This window comes from Ruegeria sp. CDSA141, assembly GCF_059612005.1.
The window spans coordinates 1-15,970 of sequence record NZ_JBXWPT010000033.1; the positions used below are offsets into that span (position 1 = coordinate 1).

Sequence of the window (15,970 nt, forward strand, 5' to 3'; positions counted from 1 at the left end):
CTTAACGGCTTCGATGAACCAGAAATCCTCCGTTGCTCAAACCCCAAATCTGTCCGGTAGGCGCTGACGTCAGACAGCTTTCGAACATGCCCAACTGGATTTCAAAGACCTTCTTTTGCCACCCAAAAATCTTAATGGATGAAGCAAAGAGAAAAAATGCAGATAGAAGACCGATGGCGATGTTCAGGAGCAATGCTAGTCCTTCCGATTTGATTTCTTGTAGGCTGCCGGAGATACGCCCGTCCATTTACGAAATGCTCTGGAGAAGGCGGTTGGGTCGGCATAGCCAAGCCTTTGCGCTGTCTCGCCAACGGATTTATTGTCTTTTGCTAGCAGGCGTTCGGCTTCTTCCTGCTTAATGCGCGCGATCACTTGGGATGACGTTTGACCGTAAGGTTTCAGCCGGTTGTTCAGTGTTTCCTGATGAAAACCGCAAAGGTCCGCAAGCTCATCCACACCAAATCCTGAATCCGCAAGATGGACCCTGATCAGGCCTTCCAGTCCCGCAAGGAAATCCTGCGGGGCGGCCAGATCCTCATCCATAACCCTGTAGTCCGGCGGGTTCTCCAGTGCCTCTGGTCGTAATCTGTAATTTAACCAGCTGGAGGGAAACCTGATCGAAAAACCTTGAGGATTGCACTTGATAGCCCGAACGCCGTGAAACTGACCGGGCAGCGCATCCGGGTCACTGACGCGAAGAATGACCTGGTTGGGGTCCCACCTGAAATCCAGGACACGGTGCAACAGGGATATCCAAATACTCGTCAGAAACGCATCGGTTTGGCTGGGAGAAACCGAAATTTGGAAGTTCCTTTTGGCACTGAAATACGCGTGCTCTCCTTCGACAAAGAGGGATTGCGTAACGGCATTGGATTCTTTGGAAACCGCTTGTGTGAACCTGGTAAAAAAGTCTCCCAATGTAAGGGCTTCTGCCAGCATATCGCCAAGCGGGAGAAATTTGACAAGATCGACGGATTGCCCGACCCGTGCGCAAAAATCCGGTGAAGTGGCTTCTGCCACGGCCTGATAGATCTGGTAGACGGTATCGTGGCGTAGGAAATTCTTCGGGTCCATTACCTGCGCTTCGTTCAACCCCAGAGGATCAAGAACAAACGCGGGTTCTACCCCCACGCTGCGAAGCGCTGCGACAACCGGACCCGCAACTGAAGCCCTGACGAGTGGCAGCGACTGATCCGTGTTATTACCAAGTCTTCTTGTCATCTCTTCTCCAGAAATTCGCAATATTCCCGAGTGTAGGAAATTCCCACAATAAAATTATGAAACCTTGCAATTTCCCAAAACTATTTTTCTCGAACCGGTAATCTGTCAGGCATCAAGTTATTCGAATTCTATAATGACTCCTAATTGCGCCTTTTACGATTCTTGATGATAGGAGCCCTGATGAACGGATGTCTGATGCGCATACTTGTGCCCGCAGTACTGGCTGCGAGCTATCTATTTCCAACTCATGCCGCTTCACAGGAAGAAAGTTTCCCGGTCCTTTTCACAAATGTTCATGTCTTTGACGGGGTGAACGAGGCGCGGATCGAGAACGCAAACGTTTTGGTCGTCGATAACCTGATCGCCGAGGTTTCGACTGAGCCGCTTGTCGTTGCCAATGCGCAAATCATCGAGGGCGGTGGGCGCACACTGATGCCCGGAATGCATGATCAACACGTGCATCTTACCGTGTTCAACCCTCTCAGCGATGGTTTGCGCCAGAATATCACACCCTTTCATCTTGGCGGCGTCGCGACAATTCGGTCTGAACGCATCCTGATGAATGGGTTCACCACTGTCCGGGACCTAGGCGGACCAGCAAAATCCATCGCTCGCATTATAGATTCCGGCATGTTTCCCGGGCCGCGCATTTACTCCTCTGAAGCCTTCATCACCCAGACATCCGGGCACGCGGACTTCCGTAAACTGAACGACCGGCATCCCACACTGTCTGGGCAAGGACCATCACATTGGGTCGAAAGTGAAATGAGCTTTATAGCCGATGGGCCGGATCAGATCCGGATGGCCGTACGCGAGAACCTGCGCCGCGGGGCAACCCAGATCAAAATTATGGTCAGCGGCGGTGTTACGTCCGAGTTCGACCCCCTGCATTCGCTTCAGTACCAAGCCGATGAAATCCAGATGGCAGTCAAAACCGCCGAACAGTGGGGCACATATGTGACCTGCCATGTGTTCACTGAACAGGCGATCCGAAACTGTATCGACAATGGCGCGAAGACCGTCGAACACATCCCGTTTCTGACTCCGGAAGTGGCCGAGGTCATGGTTCAAAAACAGATCATGTTTGCGACCGCCGTGGCTCCGGTCTACTCGGTCTCCACCGAGCAGGCCGAAGCATTTTACACACCAGCGTCGTTTGCGAAGTGGAAGACGGTGCGGGATGCCGCGGCCAACATGATTGAAGTAATTCAAACCACGCCAGGCATGATCGACCTCTATACCCTGGGCACTGACCTCATCAACAACTGGGACCAAACGCTAGAGCAGGACAAGAAGATGAGCGACGAGTTCAAATACCTGCTTGAAGCGAATTTCACACCTTTCGACATATTGCGCATCGCAACTTCAAACGGCGCACGCATGAACCGTCTTACTGGTTTGAACAATCCTTATCAGGACGGCCCGTTGGGTGTGGTCGAAGTGGGTGCATACGCCGATCTTCTATTGGTCGACGGGAACCCGCTGGAGGACATCCTGCTGCTATCCGATCCCGACACCAATCTGAAGATCATCATGAAGGATGGCGTGATCTACAAGAACACACTCGACTGAGTGTCGCGTGGGGTGAACTTACCTCGGCACCCCGCGCACTAAATTTTAAGGGAGAGAAGGACATGAATATTTCGACAAAGACGGGTGCCGTCGCGAGCCTGGTTTTTTTCACGGCCACTGCCGCGTTTGCGCAGGACACCCTGCCACAAACCCTGTTCACCAACGTCCATGTCTTTGACGGAGTAAATGAGGCGCGGATCGAGAACGCCAGCGTTTTGGTTGAAGGCAACTTGATCAAAGAAGTGTCCACCGAGGCCATCGACGCCCCTGGCGCGACGGTTGTGGATGGAGGTGGTCGCACATTGATGCCGGGGCTGATCGACAGCCACGTCCACCTGAACCTAACCGGTCTGTTCACAAGCTTTGGCGGCGCGGAATATGCGAATTGGGACGGCGTCGGCGCGATGGCAGTCGCAAACGCGCGTGATTACCTTATGGATGGGTACACAACGGTTCGCGATGCCTGTGGCCAAGGCGATGCGATGAAAAAGCTGATCGATCAGGATATTCTTGTCGGGCCACGGATTTACCCGAGCGGTGCGTGCATCGGTCCACAATCTGGTCACACGGACTGGCGCAGCCCTCGTGCCCGGGCTGAAGGTGGCCCCGTCGCACAGGTGGAAGAACTCAATCTCGCGGTCGTTGCAGACGGCGTAGACGAAATCAGAACGGCCGCGCGCCGGAACCTCAGCTATGGGGCCACGCAAATCAAGCTAACCGTCGGCGGCGGAGTTTCCTCGGAATTGGACCCGCTTTGGTCCGTTGGATACAGCGTGGAAGAAATAAAGGCAGCGGTCGACGTTGCGGCTTTTTTTGACACTTATGCTTTCACGCATGCCTACACGGACGAAACTGTCCAAATGGCACTGGATGCGGGCGTCAAGGTCATTGAACACGGCCAGATGGTCACAGAAGAAACCGTGAAACGAATGGCTGATGAAGGGATATTCTGGTCCCTCAACACCGCCGGGTTCTCACCGATCCTGTTTGAGCACCCGAACTTTGCACCGGGTACGCCAGCAGGCATCAAGCTTGCGGTTGCACATGACCAAAGCAAGGATCTCATCGCGCTTGTCAAGAAATACAAACCCAAGGTCGTGCACAACGTTGATACAGTACTGTCAACGCTCGATCAGGGCCGTGCCCATCGCGATTTCGAAAAGTACCAGTTTGCTGATTGGTTCGGCAATCATGCCATGCTGGTCTCCGCTACGTCGACCGCGGGCGAACTGGCGCAGCTGACTGGCCAACGTAATCCTTATCCGGAGCAGTTGGGGGTGATCCAAGAAGGAGCCTACGCCGATATCCTGATCGTCGATGGCAACCCGCTGGAAGATCTTTCTGTCTTGGGGGCCCAACCGAAATGGTTTGACGCGGAACCGCGTGAAGAAGGTTTCGACACCATCCGTGTCATCATGAAGGACGGCAAATTCTACAAGAATACGCTGGAATAAAGGAAAGTGGGGTGGTCTATCTTTGATAACCCCACACTTCAGCCAAGAAACCTTCCCTGAAAGGAAAGACTGTGAAACATCTCAGCCTTGGCGTCTTTATGGCGATCTGTGGTTCAATTGCCGCTGCTGAAGACGCCGAAAGCATGCGTACGTTTTTGTTCATTGGCACGTCCAATAGCACTGCTTGGGAAATGCAGATCGCCAATCCGGGGGATCGCGCAGCCTCGGTGAAAGGCGGGATCGAAGCGCTCGGCGGAGAGCTTTTGAGCTATTACTGGGGACTTGGAAACGGGAAGAACTACATCACCGTTTCACTGCCAGACGATCCAAGCTTTATCCAGGCCTTCTATGTCAGCCGCCTCGGCGACGGCTTGTTGGATGACTACCAGATGATCGAATTGATGAGCAGCGCCGACATGGCTGTGGCGCTGGAACGTGTTCCCGAAATCAAAGCTGTGGATGACGTAAAGTGATTGGAGGCTTGTCGCACCAGAGATCGTATCTTCCACCACGACCGACCCTTGCCATTGCATTATTGAGCGCCTTTGCACTATTTGGCGGTGCTGCTGATGCCCAGGAAAATTCTGCTCAGGCGAAACTGGAGGCCGCAGCCCAGGTATCGTTGGGTGGTCCGGGATCAGCCAGCGCGCAGCAGGAGCAAGACAGGTTGCGCCGGCTGGAAGATTCGCGTTGGCCCGGTTTGGACCGTGCCATTGATCCAACCGAAATCGCTTTGGGTCGATTTCGGGAAAACACCGGATTGGCGCTCAGCTTTGATTACCAAGCGCTATACCAACGCAGTTCTCACAGCCTGACCGGGCAGGACGAATCTGCATCCGGTCAGCTCAGGATGGTTGGGACGTGGGAATTGGCAAACCGGGGTGGTGAAAACCCGGGTAGCCTTGTTTTTATTCTGGAGAACCGACACCGGTTGGGCCAGTCCATTGCACCCTCAGCACTGCCTGCGCAAATTGGATATCAAGGGGCAACTGCGGTCACGTTTGGAGACACGAACACGACCTTGTCGGTAGCTTACTGGCAACAAGCCTTCGCAAACGGACGAGGAGGAGTGGTGGCGGGTCGGATCGATCCGGGCGACTACTCTGACATTCTGGGTTACGTGAACCCAAGGACGACCTTTTCGAACTATTCAATCCTGTTTAGCCCGGTGCTGCCAATCCCCGATCCCGGTTTTGGTGTCACGGTCGGCGGCTACCTGACGGATCAAATTTATGCGTTAGGGGTGGTCAGCGATGCCAATGGGTCTCTCACAGACATTGAGTGGTTTTCCGGGGGTAGCGAATTCTACAAATACGCCGAGATCGGCTGGACGCCCGAAAAATCAAAACGATTTCTTACAAACGTTCATCTGGGGATGTTTCACACGGATGCGCGCCAACAAGTTGGCGTACCGGAAACATATGGAGCCACACTTTCTGCCAACCATACATTCGACAACCAACTGATGATCTTCGGACGGCTGGGATGGTCCAATGGCGGCGGTGCGTTGGCCAAGCGTGCAGTCAACGCAGGCTTGATGTGGCGACCTGGCCCCTATGATGATCTCCTTGGCATAGCGGCCACTGTTGCCGACCTGACGACATCAGGATTGCCCAATCAAACGACACTTGAAGCTTTCTACCGTTTGGACTTGGCCGACAATCTGGCACTGACGGCAGACGTGCAATACCTGAAAAATCCCGGATCAAACTCGAACGACCCGCTGGTCTTGGGACTGAGACTGAGGGTCAATCTTTGATGAATGCCGGGTAGCAGTTTCCGTTCGGGCTTCATTTTGGCCGGAACGGGCGGGGGCGGCAAGTGAGTGGGTCGCCCCCAACTATTTTTGATGGCAGACCTTTTCGGTCTCCTTATGATCTCTTCAGTCTTTATGTGGGAGCTTTAGTGTCATGGCGCGATACATCTACGGTTTGGTTATTTTGCTCTTTGTTGCGGCGGTTTCGACGTCAAACGCTGTTCCAGCGTATGCACAGAACGCGGCGAGTGAACAGGAACCTGCTGAGGTACAGCAAGAAGATCTCTTAACTCAGGTTGCCGACAAATCAATTTCTGCCGGTGACCTGGAGATACTGCTTGTTCCGCTGACGACTGATGAGCTTTCAGAAATTGCTGTTGCCTGGCAAGACCATGTTCGCAACCAACTTGAAGAAATTGCCCGTATCAATCTTAGCCTTCAGGCCGGAAACGAAGCGCAAGAAGATGACCTGAGATCACAGCTTTCTTTGATAAACGACACTGGCACTGTAATTTTGGATAATTACACTCTGGTCTTGAACGAATGGGCCCTAAAGGGTGCCGCCGAAGAAGACCTGAAACCGCATGCCGATTATCTTTTAGCGCTCAAAACTGGCGTGCTTAAAACAACGGATTTACAGACTTTATTTCACAACGCTCTCCAATGGTTGGTTTCCTGGGAGGGAGGCGCTGGTCTTCTATTGGCTGGGTTGGGTGTTTTGGCTGCTGTTTGGGTTATGATGTTTGTAGCCAAAATGGTGCGTCGTTTAACTGAGCGCGGTCTTGAAAAGATACCAACAATATCACGGATGCTTAAGAAATTCATTGCGACCGCAGTGTTTTGGGCGGTCTTTATTCTCGGCATTCTGGTTGTACTTGCCTTGTTTGGTGTGAACGTCACTCCTTTGTTTGCAATATTTGGTGGTTTGTCTTTCATTCTTGGCTTTGCGCTTCAGGAAACGTTAGGCAATCTCGCCAGCGGTCTGATGATCATGGTTTTGAAGCCATTCGATACCGGAGACTATATTCAGGTTGGCGGGTCATCTGGTTTTGTTGACGAGATGTCGGTCGTTTCGACAAAAATCCGAACCTTCGACAACCAGATCATCATTGTGCCGAATAGTAAGATCTGGGGTGACGTAATCACAAATGTCAGCGCATCTGATGAGCGTCGCGTCGATCTGGTTTTTGGGATCGCGTATTCAGACAACGCTGCTCACGCAATCGATGTTCTGAAGGAATTGGTCGCAAAACATGAACTATGCCTGAAATCGCCTGATCCAGAAATATTTGTTGGTGAACTTGGCGACAATTCAGTCAATATCTTTTGTCGACCGTGGTCCAAGTCTGACGACTATTGGACTGTCTATTGGGACCTCACAGGACAAGCCAAGGAGCGGTTTGACCAAGAGGGAATATCAATACCGTTCCCGCAGCGCGATGTTCACCTGATTCCAGTGGAAGGAGCAAAGACATGAGAGCATTAGTAATATGGATGATGTCCTTTCTGCTTCTTTGCAGTGTAGCCTCGGCCCAGTCAGAAGAAATACTGCTGCCGCAGCAAGAGCGAGAAGATCCCGAATTCATAGCACCGGTTATTGTCGATGGGGATGAGCTTTTTGTCGTCCGCGGATCCAGCGCATTGCCCGCAACGGACAGGGCCGCAAAGATTGAAGAAAGAATTGCTCAAGTCGCGGATAGATCAGAGAGCAAAACGGTCGACATCCAAATCTCCCGGGCTGAATTTGGACAACTCGTACGCGTCGACGGCCATATGGTCACTATTACCACTCAGGCTGACGCCGACCACGAACAGATGGACATTGAAGTTCTGGCCGGGCTGCAAGCAGAGGCCATCGAAAATGCCATTTTAAAGTACCGGGAAGCGCGATCCAGCGAAGGCCGCGTTGACAGCGCCTTGGCCGCTGTCGCTTGGACGGCGCTGTTTGCACTAGTGTCATACTTCTTCTTTGCCAAACGGAAGAAGTTTCTGGGCTACGTCAGAAACAACTTGGAAAAGAGAGCGGAAAGCGTCGAGGAAGCTACAAAGTCAATCCTACGAAGCAGGGCAATCGCGTCTATCATCGTTTATTCAATTCATGCTTTGATGTGGGTGCTGTTTCTGTTTTTTCTCTATTACTACCTGTCCTTGGTTTTGCTGTCTTTCGCGGAAACCCAGGCCATCGCTCAAGTTCTTCTAAAGTACGTTAGTGAGCCATTGATAAATGTTGTGCTGGCTGTCGTTGGGTACATCCCAAACCTGATCATGCTGGTGATTATTGCAGCCTTATGTCGATTTGCGATCCGCGGCCTCGATCTGTTCTTTGACAACCTGGAGAACGGTGCATTCGAAATCAAAGATTTCGAGGCGCACTGGATCGCGCCAACGAACATGCTGTTCAGGGCTTTGATCATCGTGATCGCACTGGTGTTCGCCTACCCATACATTCCGGGCTCAGGTTCCCGGGCGTTTCAAGGCCTGACAATTCTTGCCGGTATCATGGTCTCGTTGGGATCTAACACAGTTGTATCGAACATGATGGCGGGTCTGTTTGTCATCTATCGGCGCAGCACGAATGTTGGTGATCGAATAATGGTTGGCGACAAGATAGGGGACGTAACCGAAATCAAGCTTATGGAAACACTTATCAAATCCATCAAAAACGAAATGATCAGTATTCCAAACGCTCAGTTGTTGAACTCAGAAGTCGTGAATTATTCGCGCAAAGTCGATGGTCGAGGCCTTCTCGTTCACACAACGGTCGGGATCGGGTACGAGGAGCCGCCAAAAAAAATCACGGCAATGTTGATAGAGGCGGCTCATCGCACACAGGGTTTGAAGAAAAACCCGGAGCCTTTTGTACTTTGGACACAGTTGGCTGACTATGCCATCAATTACGAAATTAACGCATACACATCTCGAGGATCGAGTTTGCCTAAGATTCTGTCTGATCTACACCAAAACATCGTGGAAGTGTTCAACGAGAACGGTACGCAAATTATGACACCGTCCTACATGGCCGACCCGCCAAGTCCTAAGATTCCCACCGAAGAATGGGATGGAAAGCTTGCTCATATAGCGGAGTAAAAGAATACCACGTCCACTCTGGGTCCACTAAACCCTTCCATTGCAGGTTGTCGGATTAGTTTGATTGATCCAGAGCAATGGGTAGGATTAATGAAATAGTTTTCAGGACGTTTTGAGGTTCCAGATGATCAATTGGGCATTTACTGCAATGGTAACGCTTCTCGCGAGTGGCGCTCTTGCCGCTGGTATGGAGCGGTGGGGTGAGTCTGGCGACTGGACAATTTTGATCGACCTCGAGAAAGGAAACGGCTGCCTCGCGTGGAAGCCCTTCGAAGACGACATGACAGTTGAAATTGGTGTCGCACCCAATCAGGCTGGCGGTTTCTTTGCCGCCTACAATCCGGCTTGGGTTCAGATTGAGGACGGATCAACCGGTATCGTGAACTTCGATTTCGGTGACGCAAAGTTTGAAGGCGAAGCCGTAGGTGTTTTTAAAAATGGCGTCCCCGGGGGTTACGCCTTTTTCGACAACCCCGCGTTTGTAACCGAATTCGGCAAGCGCCAAAGCGTCACGATAATTGGTGAAAGTGGAACCGAAGTAGAACTTGATCTGAGTGGGTCTTCGAAAGCCATCGAGGCCGTTTTGGCATGTCAGGCAGAACAGCCTGAACCACTCAAGAACTAGGTCGTGACCGACTATTGAAGCTGATTCATGTCTGGCACGCACGGTTGCCTGTCTGCTGGCATCGCATCCGCACCTTCCGGAGCCTTGTTTCTGGATCCACCCACATCCAACTTGAATTTCGGTGACGAAAGTTGGCCAGTCACATCAAACGGCCACGCGCTACGGGATAACGGTTTGCCAACTCGACGAGGTTCTGCCCTGATCGCAATAGTATCTTTGACCCAATCCACTTGGCCCTTGGCCACCAATTGAACAGAACCCGTTTCAACCACGATGGAGTCTGAGCTTACCCGGCCGGCTTCGATGCTAATTGGTGCCACAACGCATGTTATGTCCGTGTAACCTTGACGGAGTTCCTCTGAAAACAGCCATGGGAAAATACCAAGCCCTGCCAACTCCAGAAGGCTGGTGCTGACATAGCCTTGTGACATCGATAAAGAAGCAGTGCCGCGCATGGAATTCACAAACGCTTTGCCAGACGCGGTATTGCCTGAAACGTTGAACTCACCACTCAATCGCCCATATGCATCTATCCCGATACCCAGTTCATCGAGAATCTCTCCGAATTCCCATCCTGAGGTTGACCCCGACAAGGAGAGCCAATCAGGTGAGTCAATCAGATCCATCACTGCCCGTAGGCTGAAGTTTCCACCGCCATAAGCCATCTGGAGCGGGCCAAAATCTACGGTCCCTTCTTTTGCAGACAATTGGCTGGAAACAGAAGTTACGCCTTGTTGGCCAACAATCTCCTTAAAGTCGATCTGTACCTCGACGTCAGCCTCTCTCAGTACGCGCTGCACATCCAGAAGATCGGCTGGCTTTCCTTTCTCCTTTGGTAAAACCAGGGGCTGTACGTTGGTTTCCTTCGGTAGAACCAAGGGCTGTACGTCGGTTTCAGGATCTTTTGAAGCGTCGCCTACCAAGCTTTTAAGCTGGTCCAGCGTAGCGGTCAGGTTTTTTAGATCGTTTAAATCGAGCCTTTTACTCGCAACGTTTCCGCGAATTACAGAAGCGCCCTCGGGAAATTTTGCATCCAAAGCGGCCAGAAGGTGTGACGAACCGGCTTCAAACTCGATTGAGGCGGTGAAGTCCTCGCCCTGCTTCGACGTCACTGCATCGACTGCAAGTGCGCCAATCTCGACAGGTTGCAATTTGAGCGCAGTCAGAAAACTAGCTCCGTCGCTGACATCCAGTTCCACGTCAAAATCAAGGCCTGACAGCCCTTTCAATTCGCTGACCGATAGCGCGAGGTCAAGCGCCCAAAGATCTGTGCCATAGGTGGTTGCATTAAACCTGTTGAGCGAAACAGGCCCTCCTTCATTGGACAAGCTGAAGTCGGCATTTATGCCACCGAGCTGATTGACAAAATCTTCATCCATATTTGGCAAAATCAACTTGGCCGGCCCGTTGAGTGTGCCATCGAAGGTCACGTCCTGAAGCTGAAGCAGGTCGAGAATTTCGCCGTCGGCCTTTAGAATTGGGTCCTCGACGGGTCCAGCCTGTAAGGCGATGCCCAGCATCGCAAGCCGACCATCAGGCATGCGGCGAATGCGTTCAATAGAGGCTGGCCCGATCACGTCCAGGCCTTGGTCAAATGCGTTAGTTTGGAACAGAAGCTTCTCGAACTCGAAAGACGCAAGGGATCCCACCATGTGCATTTCAAAGGCTGTGAACTTCAGCTCCTGGAAACTCTTTGCTGCGTTCGGCGGCTGCCCCTCAGGATAAAGCCGCGCGTCGAATAGCAGATCAACGCCCCGAGCTGTGTAGAGGTCTTCTATCGATCCTTCTGCTGTAAGTTGCTGTCCGTCCTCAAGGTTTACGGTGGTCGTAAAGGTCTCGATTTTCAGAGCATCCTGAGAAACAAGCTCTGCTTGTAACTGGCCATTCCCTTCCAGAACTCGCTCCAGCCCAATGACTTCAAGAAAGTCACCGAATTCACCAGTGTCCATCTGCAAGACAGCACGATAGCCACCTCCCTCGCTTTCCGAAAATGGTTCGCCGTCATAGCTCACCGTCATTTCGCCAAAATTGGCGCGCGTCGTAAACGGTGCACTATGAGGATAGTCTCCCTCGATTTCGAAACTTTGACCGTTGACGGAGCCGGTCCCCGATACCTTTGTTCTTTGCCCTTCTTCTACCTGTTCCAGAGCGAGAGACTGGAGGTCAAACACGAAAGAAAAGCCAGAGGTTTGATCATCAATGTTCAACCCAATGGATGTGAAAGCTACATTCTTGTCGCTCAGGAATGAGAGGATCCCGCTACCTTCTGGGTCGCCCTCATTGGACCCGCCTGTCTCAGTTATAGCCTCTTGATTGTCTTCTTCCGTGGCGTTTTCGGGTTCAGGTTTTGGCGTCGGTCGGCCTTTTCGCCAACTTGTAGTGCCGTCAGCATCTGTAAGGAAATTCGCCTGGAGACCGTCAACGACGAGGTTGTCAAAGTGCAGACGTCGATTGGCCAAAGCAGCGACATCCAATTCCAGTTCCAGAAGGTTCAATTCTGCAAGAGATGTTTCCGGCATTGTTTGGCTCGGGATAACCACACCACCGACGTAAATGCGGGTAATGCGTCCAAGCGCAACACTTACATCGTCGTTGACTACAATCGGTTGTCCGATTTGTTCAGAAAGGACTTTTTCGACTAGGTCACGTCGCATCTCCGAGAATAGCGGCGCAGCAAGTAGCAACCAAACAAGTGTGATTGTTGCAAACACAAGTAGTACGACAATCCCAATTGTTCTAAACAGCCAAGTCCTCATGCATCCCCCTGTCGTCGCCTACGCCGTTTTTTCTATGTTCAATTCGGCGTTCGCCAATCTGCTGGACTAGATGGGCACATAATTCGGTTCGCGCGCGCCGCGCATTTCGTGCTCATCGGTCCAAAGCCGCCAGGATACGGGCATCCCGTTCGTATGGGTCCTCGCGGAAATGAACGACCCCGTCTTCGACCCACGCTGTCCAGTATGTCAAAAGAACTGGCATTGGCTCAGGTAGATCAACGCGCGTCGTCTTTCCGCTATCCAAAATAGACTGCATCTTCTTTCGGCTCCAATCTGGCTCTCCCTCCATCAGAAGGCTCGCGAACTCGAACGGATACTCAAGGCGAACGCAGCCGGAACTGAGATTTCTCTCGTTTCGGTCAAAAAGGGTTTTGTCGTTTGTGTCGTGCAAGTATACAGCATATTTGTTTGGAAACATGAACTTAACCAAACCCAGCGCATTGTCTGGGCCCGGTTGCTGAACCAGGGTCACGCCGGGGTTCTTCGCCCCCCAGTTTACAGCGTTTGCGGGGATTGTCTGTCCATCCTTGTTCCGAACGACATAGTTGTTGCGTGTCAGATAGGCTGGATCCTTGCGGATGCGCGAAAGTTTGTCTTTTCGAAAAATCGAGGCGGGAACGGTCCAGGTGGGATTGAATTCCATATACTTGATTTCGTCTCGGAACACTGGGGTCTTTCGATAGGCTGACCCTGTGATTGATCTAGTGGTCCAAAGCGTGCCATCCGATGTGACCAAATATGTGCGGGCTCCTGCAATGTTCACCAGCACGAATTCGTCGTCGACTTCCCGCATAAGCCAGCGGCCACGTTCCAAGCTGAGACGCAGCTTGTTAATTCGATCTTCCACCGGTTTGTTTAGCGATGCGAACGTCTTACCGCCAATGACCCCATCGGCTTCTAATCCATGCCGACTCTGAAAAGATTTGACTAATTTCACCAAGTTATCGTCGTAAACCCAAGCTGTGTTTATGCCGTTTTCACCATCTTCAGAAGAACCGCTTGTTTCAATGAAGCCTTCTGCCGCCAGCCTTTCGCGCAGCTTAGCGACAGCAGGGTCCACCATCTCTGGTTTAAGAACGGTTTCATCCGGAACATTGGTCCAACCGCCCTGTAAAGCAATGGCCCTATACTTACTCAGTGCTTCGACAAGCATCATATACTGCGCATTGTCGATATCGATGCGCTCGATTAACGCGCTAAAACCTTCACCTTGAAGAAACTGATTTAGGACAACGGCTGGGTCTTGTTGAATTACCGGTTTTGAGAAGTTCCAATCGTCGTCCAGTGCATTTGGGTCGACTTTCCCAAACACCAAATGATGAACCAGTTTCACCGCAGCGTCCGTTGCCAGAATATCGAACAATGCTTGATTAGAAACATCGCCAGTTTGGGCGGCCTTAAATGCGGCTTGAAGCTCCGCTAAGTCAAAATCTTCCGGTCTGAAGCCCTGTTCTATAGCGCCATCCAACTCCTCCAAGAGTTCGTCTGCCAATGCATCGCGTGTCCACGCAGGAGTGAAGCCCCTCTCTTCGTAGAAACGCGGCACTAGGATTTCAGCATCCAAGCTCTTTCTGTCAGGTAGCGTGCTACTCACGTCCAACTTGGCACCGAGTAGAGAAGCAATCTGCTCTGATATCTCGTTTGCGACACTTGGGTTGGGGAATATTGTTACCAATGCAGTTAGCGAAATCGCGACTAACGACTTAACGTGACCCACCAATACCTCCTGCGGCTTCGCGCTATATGCTGTCTCTATGTGGGAGGATACTCATACATAATGTATAATCAAATCGTAATTTATGATTTTAGTATGGCCATTTGATTGGAGGGTTCGAGTGCTGTGTGTATATGCAGGGGATTGACGCTGAACGTCCAAACGATCCTGTGGACGAGGCGGCCCTGTTGAATCTACTGTCATTGCAGTATCGACGGAGTTGGGCGGGTTATGGCGACATTTGTATTGGTCCACGGAGCGTGGCAAGGGGGATGGTGTTGGGCTCGCGTAGCCGCCCTTCTGCGCAGGGACGGCCACGACGTTTTCACCCCGACACTGACAGGGTTGGGTGAACGTGCTCACCTCGTTAGTGACGAAACCGATCTGGCCATGCATATCGAGGATGTCCTTGGGGTAATCACGTGCGAAGAACTCTCTGACATTGTTTTGTGCGGTCATAGCTATGGCGGCATGGTTGTCACCGGAGTGGCGGATAGAGCGCCCGACCACATTCGCTCACTTGTGTACCTCGATGCGCTCGTACCGGGCGATGGGCAGGCGGCCTTGGATGTTTTGCCTGCGGATATCGCGGCAGGGCTTCGTGATAGTGCCGCCGATGGTAAAGTCGCGCCGGGCCCAGCGGAGGCTTTTTCGGTGAATGGAGCAGACTGTGCGTGGGTGGACCGCCGAAATGTCGCGCAACCACTCAAGACATTTGAGCAACCGATGCAACTGGTGAGCGGCGGAGCCGAGGTGGTAAAGCGGACCTACATCTATGCCACCGGCTGGGTCCCTGGGCTTGGCCAACCGTTTTTTGAGCGATACCAGTATCAGTCGGGGTGGACGGCGATTTCGGTGCCATTCGGGCACTACGTGATGATCGATAGGCCTGACGACTTGGCCCGAATGCTAATGTCTGCGATTTGAATTTGGCCGCCGGATCCTGCACGAGCGCGCGGACAGCGAAATCGCCCGCGTAGGAATAGTTATTGCTTCCATCCCGATTGTCCTACCTCAACCAGCGCTTCGGGCGAGATGCGTCGCAGCGCCGCAAGTGAATCCGCGTCTCGACTGATCAGTTGGCATTGATCTCAAACCGAAGCTTCAGCTTCAATGGCAGGCAACCGATCTCGGCGCCGTCACTTTCGGATGCTCGATAATGAGTATGCGATACTAGCTAGGAAAATAAGATCGGCTCAGACAAGGCGCTCGACGTTATCTTGGCCAACAAGTCTCTCACAATTGCCTTAGAACTGTTTCCCACTGACTAGGGTTGAATTTTTTCGACCAGAGTGCACTCTTGATTGTGGATGAGCGTCTAAAGTCGATTGAGCTGAGAGAGGACTACTATAAATTGAACGAATTCTACGCACCGCGCAAACTTATGGGCAAAAAATGCAAACTTATGCGCAAATCTCGCGCAAGGTTATGGGTGTAGAATCCGTAATTTTCTGAATGTAATCAGTGTTGGGCGCGCAGCGATATGCGCGCGCCTACATCAGGTGTAGGTGCGCCCAAAGCTTTGCATTTTGCCTAAAGATTTGCATCTTTGGCCCAAAACCTTGGGCGCAATAGCCAACCACTGAATTTCGAATTCAACGTTAATTTCGCACGGTGCAAACTTTGGTTGTTCCCATGCCATGGTCGTGGGCCTCGTGAAGCGTGACGACTGCCGCTTTAGCCCCAAAGTGTCTGACGTCAGCGCCTACCGGACAGATTTGGGGTTTGAGCAACGGAGGATTTCTGGTTCATCGAAGCCGTTAA

General features: G+C 51.9%; 11 protein-coding genes. 8 read left to right on the plus strand and 3 right to left on the minus strand.

Annotated features, from left to right (window positions below):
• Positions 1 to 195: 195 nt before the first annotated feature.
• A complete protein-coding gene (locus AC2FLP_RS21430; protein ID WP_496686363.1) occupies positions 196 to 1,221 on the minus strand; it encodes a helix-turn-helix domain-containing protein in 1,026 nt (341 codons plus the stop codon).
• 180 nt (positions 1,222 to 1,401) lie between these two features.
• On the opposite strand from AC2FLP_RS21430, the gene AC2FLP_RS21435 reads away from it, so the two are divergent.
• The 7 genes from AC2FLP_RS21435 to AC2FLP_RS21465 all read left to right on the plus strand — a co-directional run bounded on the left by AC2FLP_RS21435 (position 1,402) and on the right by AC2FLP_RS21465 (position 9,715).
• The gene (locus tag AC2FLP_RS21435) at positions 1,402 to 2,793 is read left to right on the plus strand and encodes a metal-dependent hydrolase family protein (protein WP_282022546.1); all 1,392 of its coding nucleotides are present in this window, start codon (positions 1,402 to 1,404) and stop codon (positions 2,791 to 2,793) included.
• Between the two features lie 62 nt (positions 2,794 to 2,855).
• Complete coding sequence (locus AC2FLP_RS21440; RefSeq protein WP_496686360.1) at positions 2,856 to 4,247, plus strand: metal-dependent hydrolase family protein; 1,392 nt, start codon at positions 2,856 to 2,858, stop codon at positions 4,245 to 4,247.
• 71 nt (positions 4,248 to 4,318) lie between these two features.
• A complete protein-coding gene (locus AC2FLP_RS21445) occupies positions 4,319 to 4,720 on the plus strand; it encodes a hypothetical protein (RefSeq protein WP_299640498.1) in 402 nt (133 codons plus the stop codon).
• A gap of 8 nt (positions 4,721 to 4,728) precedes the next feature.
• A complete protein-coding gene (locus AC2FLP_RS21450) occupies positions 4,729 to 6,006 on the plus strand; it encodes a carbohydrate porin (RefSeq protein WP_496686358.1) in 1,278 nt (425 codons plus the stop codon).
• Between the two features lie 151 nt (positions 6,007 to 6,157).
• Positions 6,158 to 7,480 (plus strand): mechanosensitive ion channel family protein, encoded by a 1,323-nt coding sequence (locus AC2FLP_RS21455; RefSeq protein ID WP_496686356.1) that lies wholly within the window; start codon positions 6,158 to 6,160, stop codon positions 7,478 to 7,480.
• On the plus strand, positions 7,477 to 9,090 hold the full coding sequence (locus tag AC2FLP_RS21460; protein ID WP_233493446.1) for a mechanosensitive ion channel family protein: 1,614 nt from the start codon (positions 7,477 to 7,479) through the stop codon (positions 9,088 to 9,090). The genes AC2FLP_RS21455 and AC2FLP_RS21460 overlap by 4 nt, the downstream gene beginning before the upstream one ends.
• Before the next feature lie 124 nt (positions 9,091 to 9,214).
• Complete coding sequence (locus tag AC2FLP_RS21465) at positions 9,215 to 9,715, plus strand: hypothetical protein (RefSeq protein WP_282121339.1); 501 nt, start codon at positions 9,215 to 9,217, stop codon at positions 9,713 to 9,715.
• Positions 9,716 to 9,726: 11 nt separating this feature from the next.
• Here AC2FLP_RS21465 and AC2FLP_RS21470 read toward each other — a convergent pair whose 3' ends face one another.
• Together AC2FLP_RS21470 and AC2FLP_RS21475 are read right to left on the minus strand one after the other, a co-directional pair.
• Positions 9,727 to 12,471 carry an AsmA family protein gene (locus AC2FLP_RS21470; RefSeq protein WP_496686352.1) on the minus strand — a complete coding sequence of 915 codons (2,745 nt, stop codon included), beginning with the start codon at positions 12,469 to 12,471 and terminating at the stop codon, positions 9,727 to 9,729.
• Positions 12,472 to 12,583: 112 nt separating this feature from the next.
• The gene (locus AC2FLP_RS21475; protein ID WP_496686350.1) at positions 12,584 to 14,209 is read right to left on the minus strand and encodes a L,D-transpeptidase family protein; all 1,626 of its coding nucleotides are present in this window, start codon (positions 14,207 to 14,209) and stop codon (positions 12,584 to 12,586) included.
• Between the two features lie 228 nt (positions 14,210 to 14,437).
• Between AC2FLP_RS21475 and AC2FLP_RS21480 the strand changes: the two genes are divergently transcribed.
• Complete coding sequence (locus AC2FLP_RS21480) at positions 14,438 to 15,133, plus strand: alpha/beta fold hydrolase (protein WP_496686348.1); 696 nt, start codon at positions 14,438 to 14,440, stop codon at positions 15,131 to 15,133.
• Positions 15,134 to 15,970 lie beyond the last annotated feature (837 nt).

Coding starts and splice junctions, on each gene's coding strand:
- AC2FLP_RS21430 (WP_496686363.1), bottom strand. CDS start 1,221: ATGACAAGAAGACTTGGTAATAACACGGATCAGTCGCTGCCACTCGTC.
- AC2FLP_RS21435 (WP_282022546.1), top strand. CDS start 1,402: ATGAACGGATGTCTGATGCGCATACTTGTGCCCGCAGTACTGGCTGCG.
- AC2FLP_RS21440 (WP_496686360.1), top strand. CDS start 2,856: ATGAATATTTCGACAAAGACGGGTGCCGTCGCGAGCCTGGTTTTTTTC.
- AC2FLP_RS21455 (WP_496686356.1), top strand. CDS start 6,158: ATGGCGCGATACATCTACGGTTTGGTTATTTTGCTCTTTGTTGCGGCG.
- AC2FLP_RS21460 (WP_233493446.1), top strand. CDS start 7,477: ATGAGAGCATTAGTAATATGGATGATGTCCTTTCTGCTTCTTTGCAGT.
- AC2FLP_RS21465 (WP_282121339.1), top strand. CDS start 9,215: ATGATCAATTGGGCATTTACTGCAATGGTAACGCTTCTCGCGAGTGGC.
- AC2FLP_RS21470 (WP_496686352.1), bottom strand. CDS start 12,471: ATGAGGACTTGGCTGTTTAGAACAATTGGGATTGTCGTACTACTTGTG.
- AC2FLP_RS21480 (WP_496686348.1), top strand. CDS start 14,438: ATGGCGACATTTGTATTGGTCCACGGAGCGTGGCAAGGGGGATGGTGT.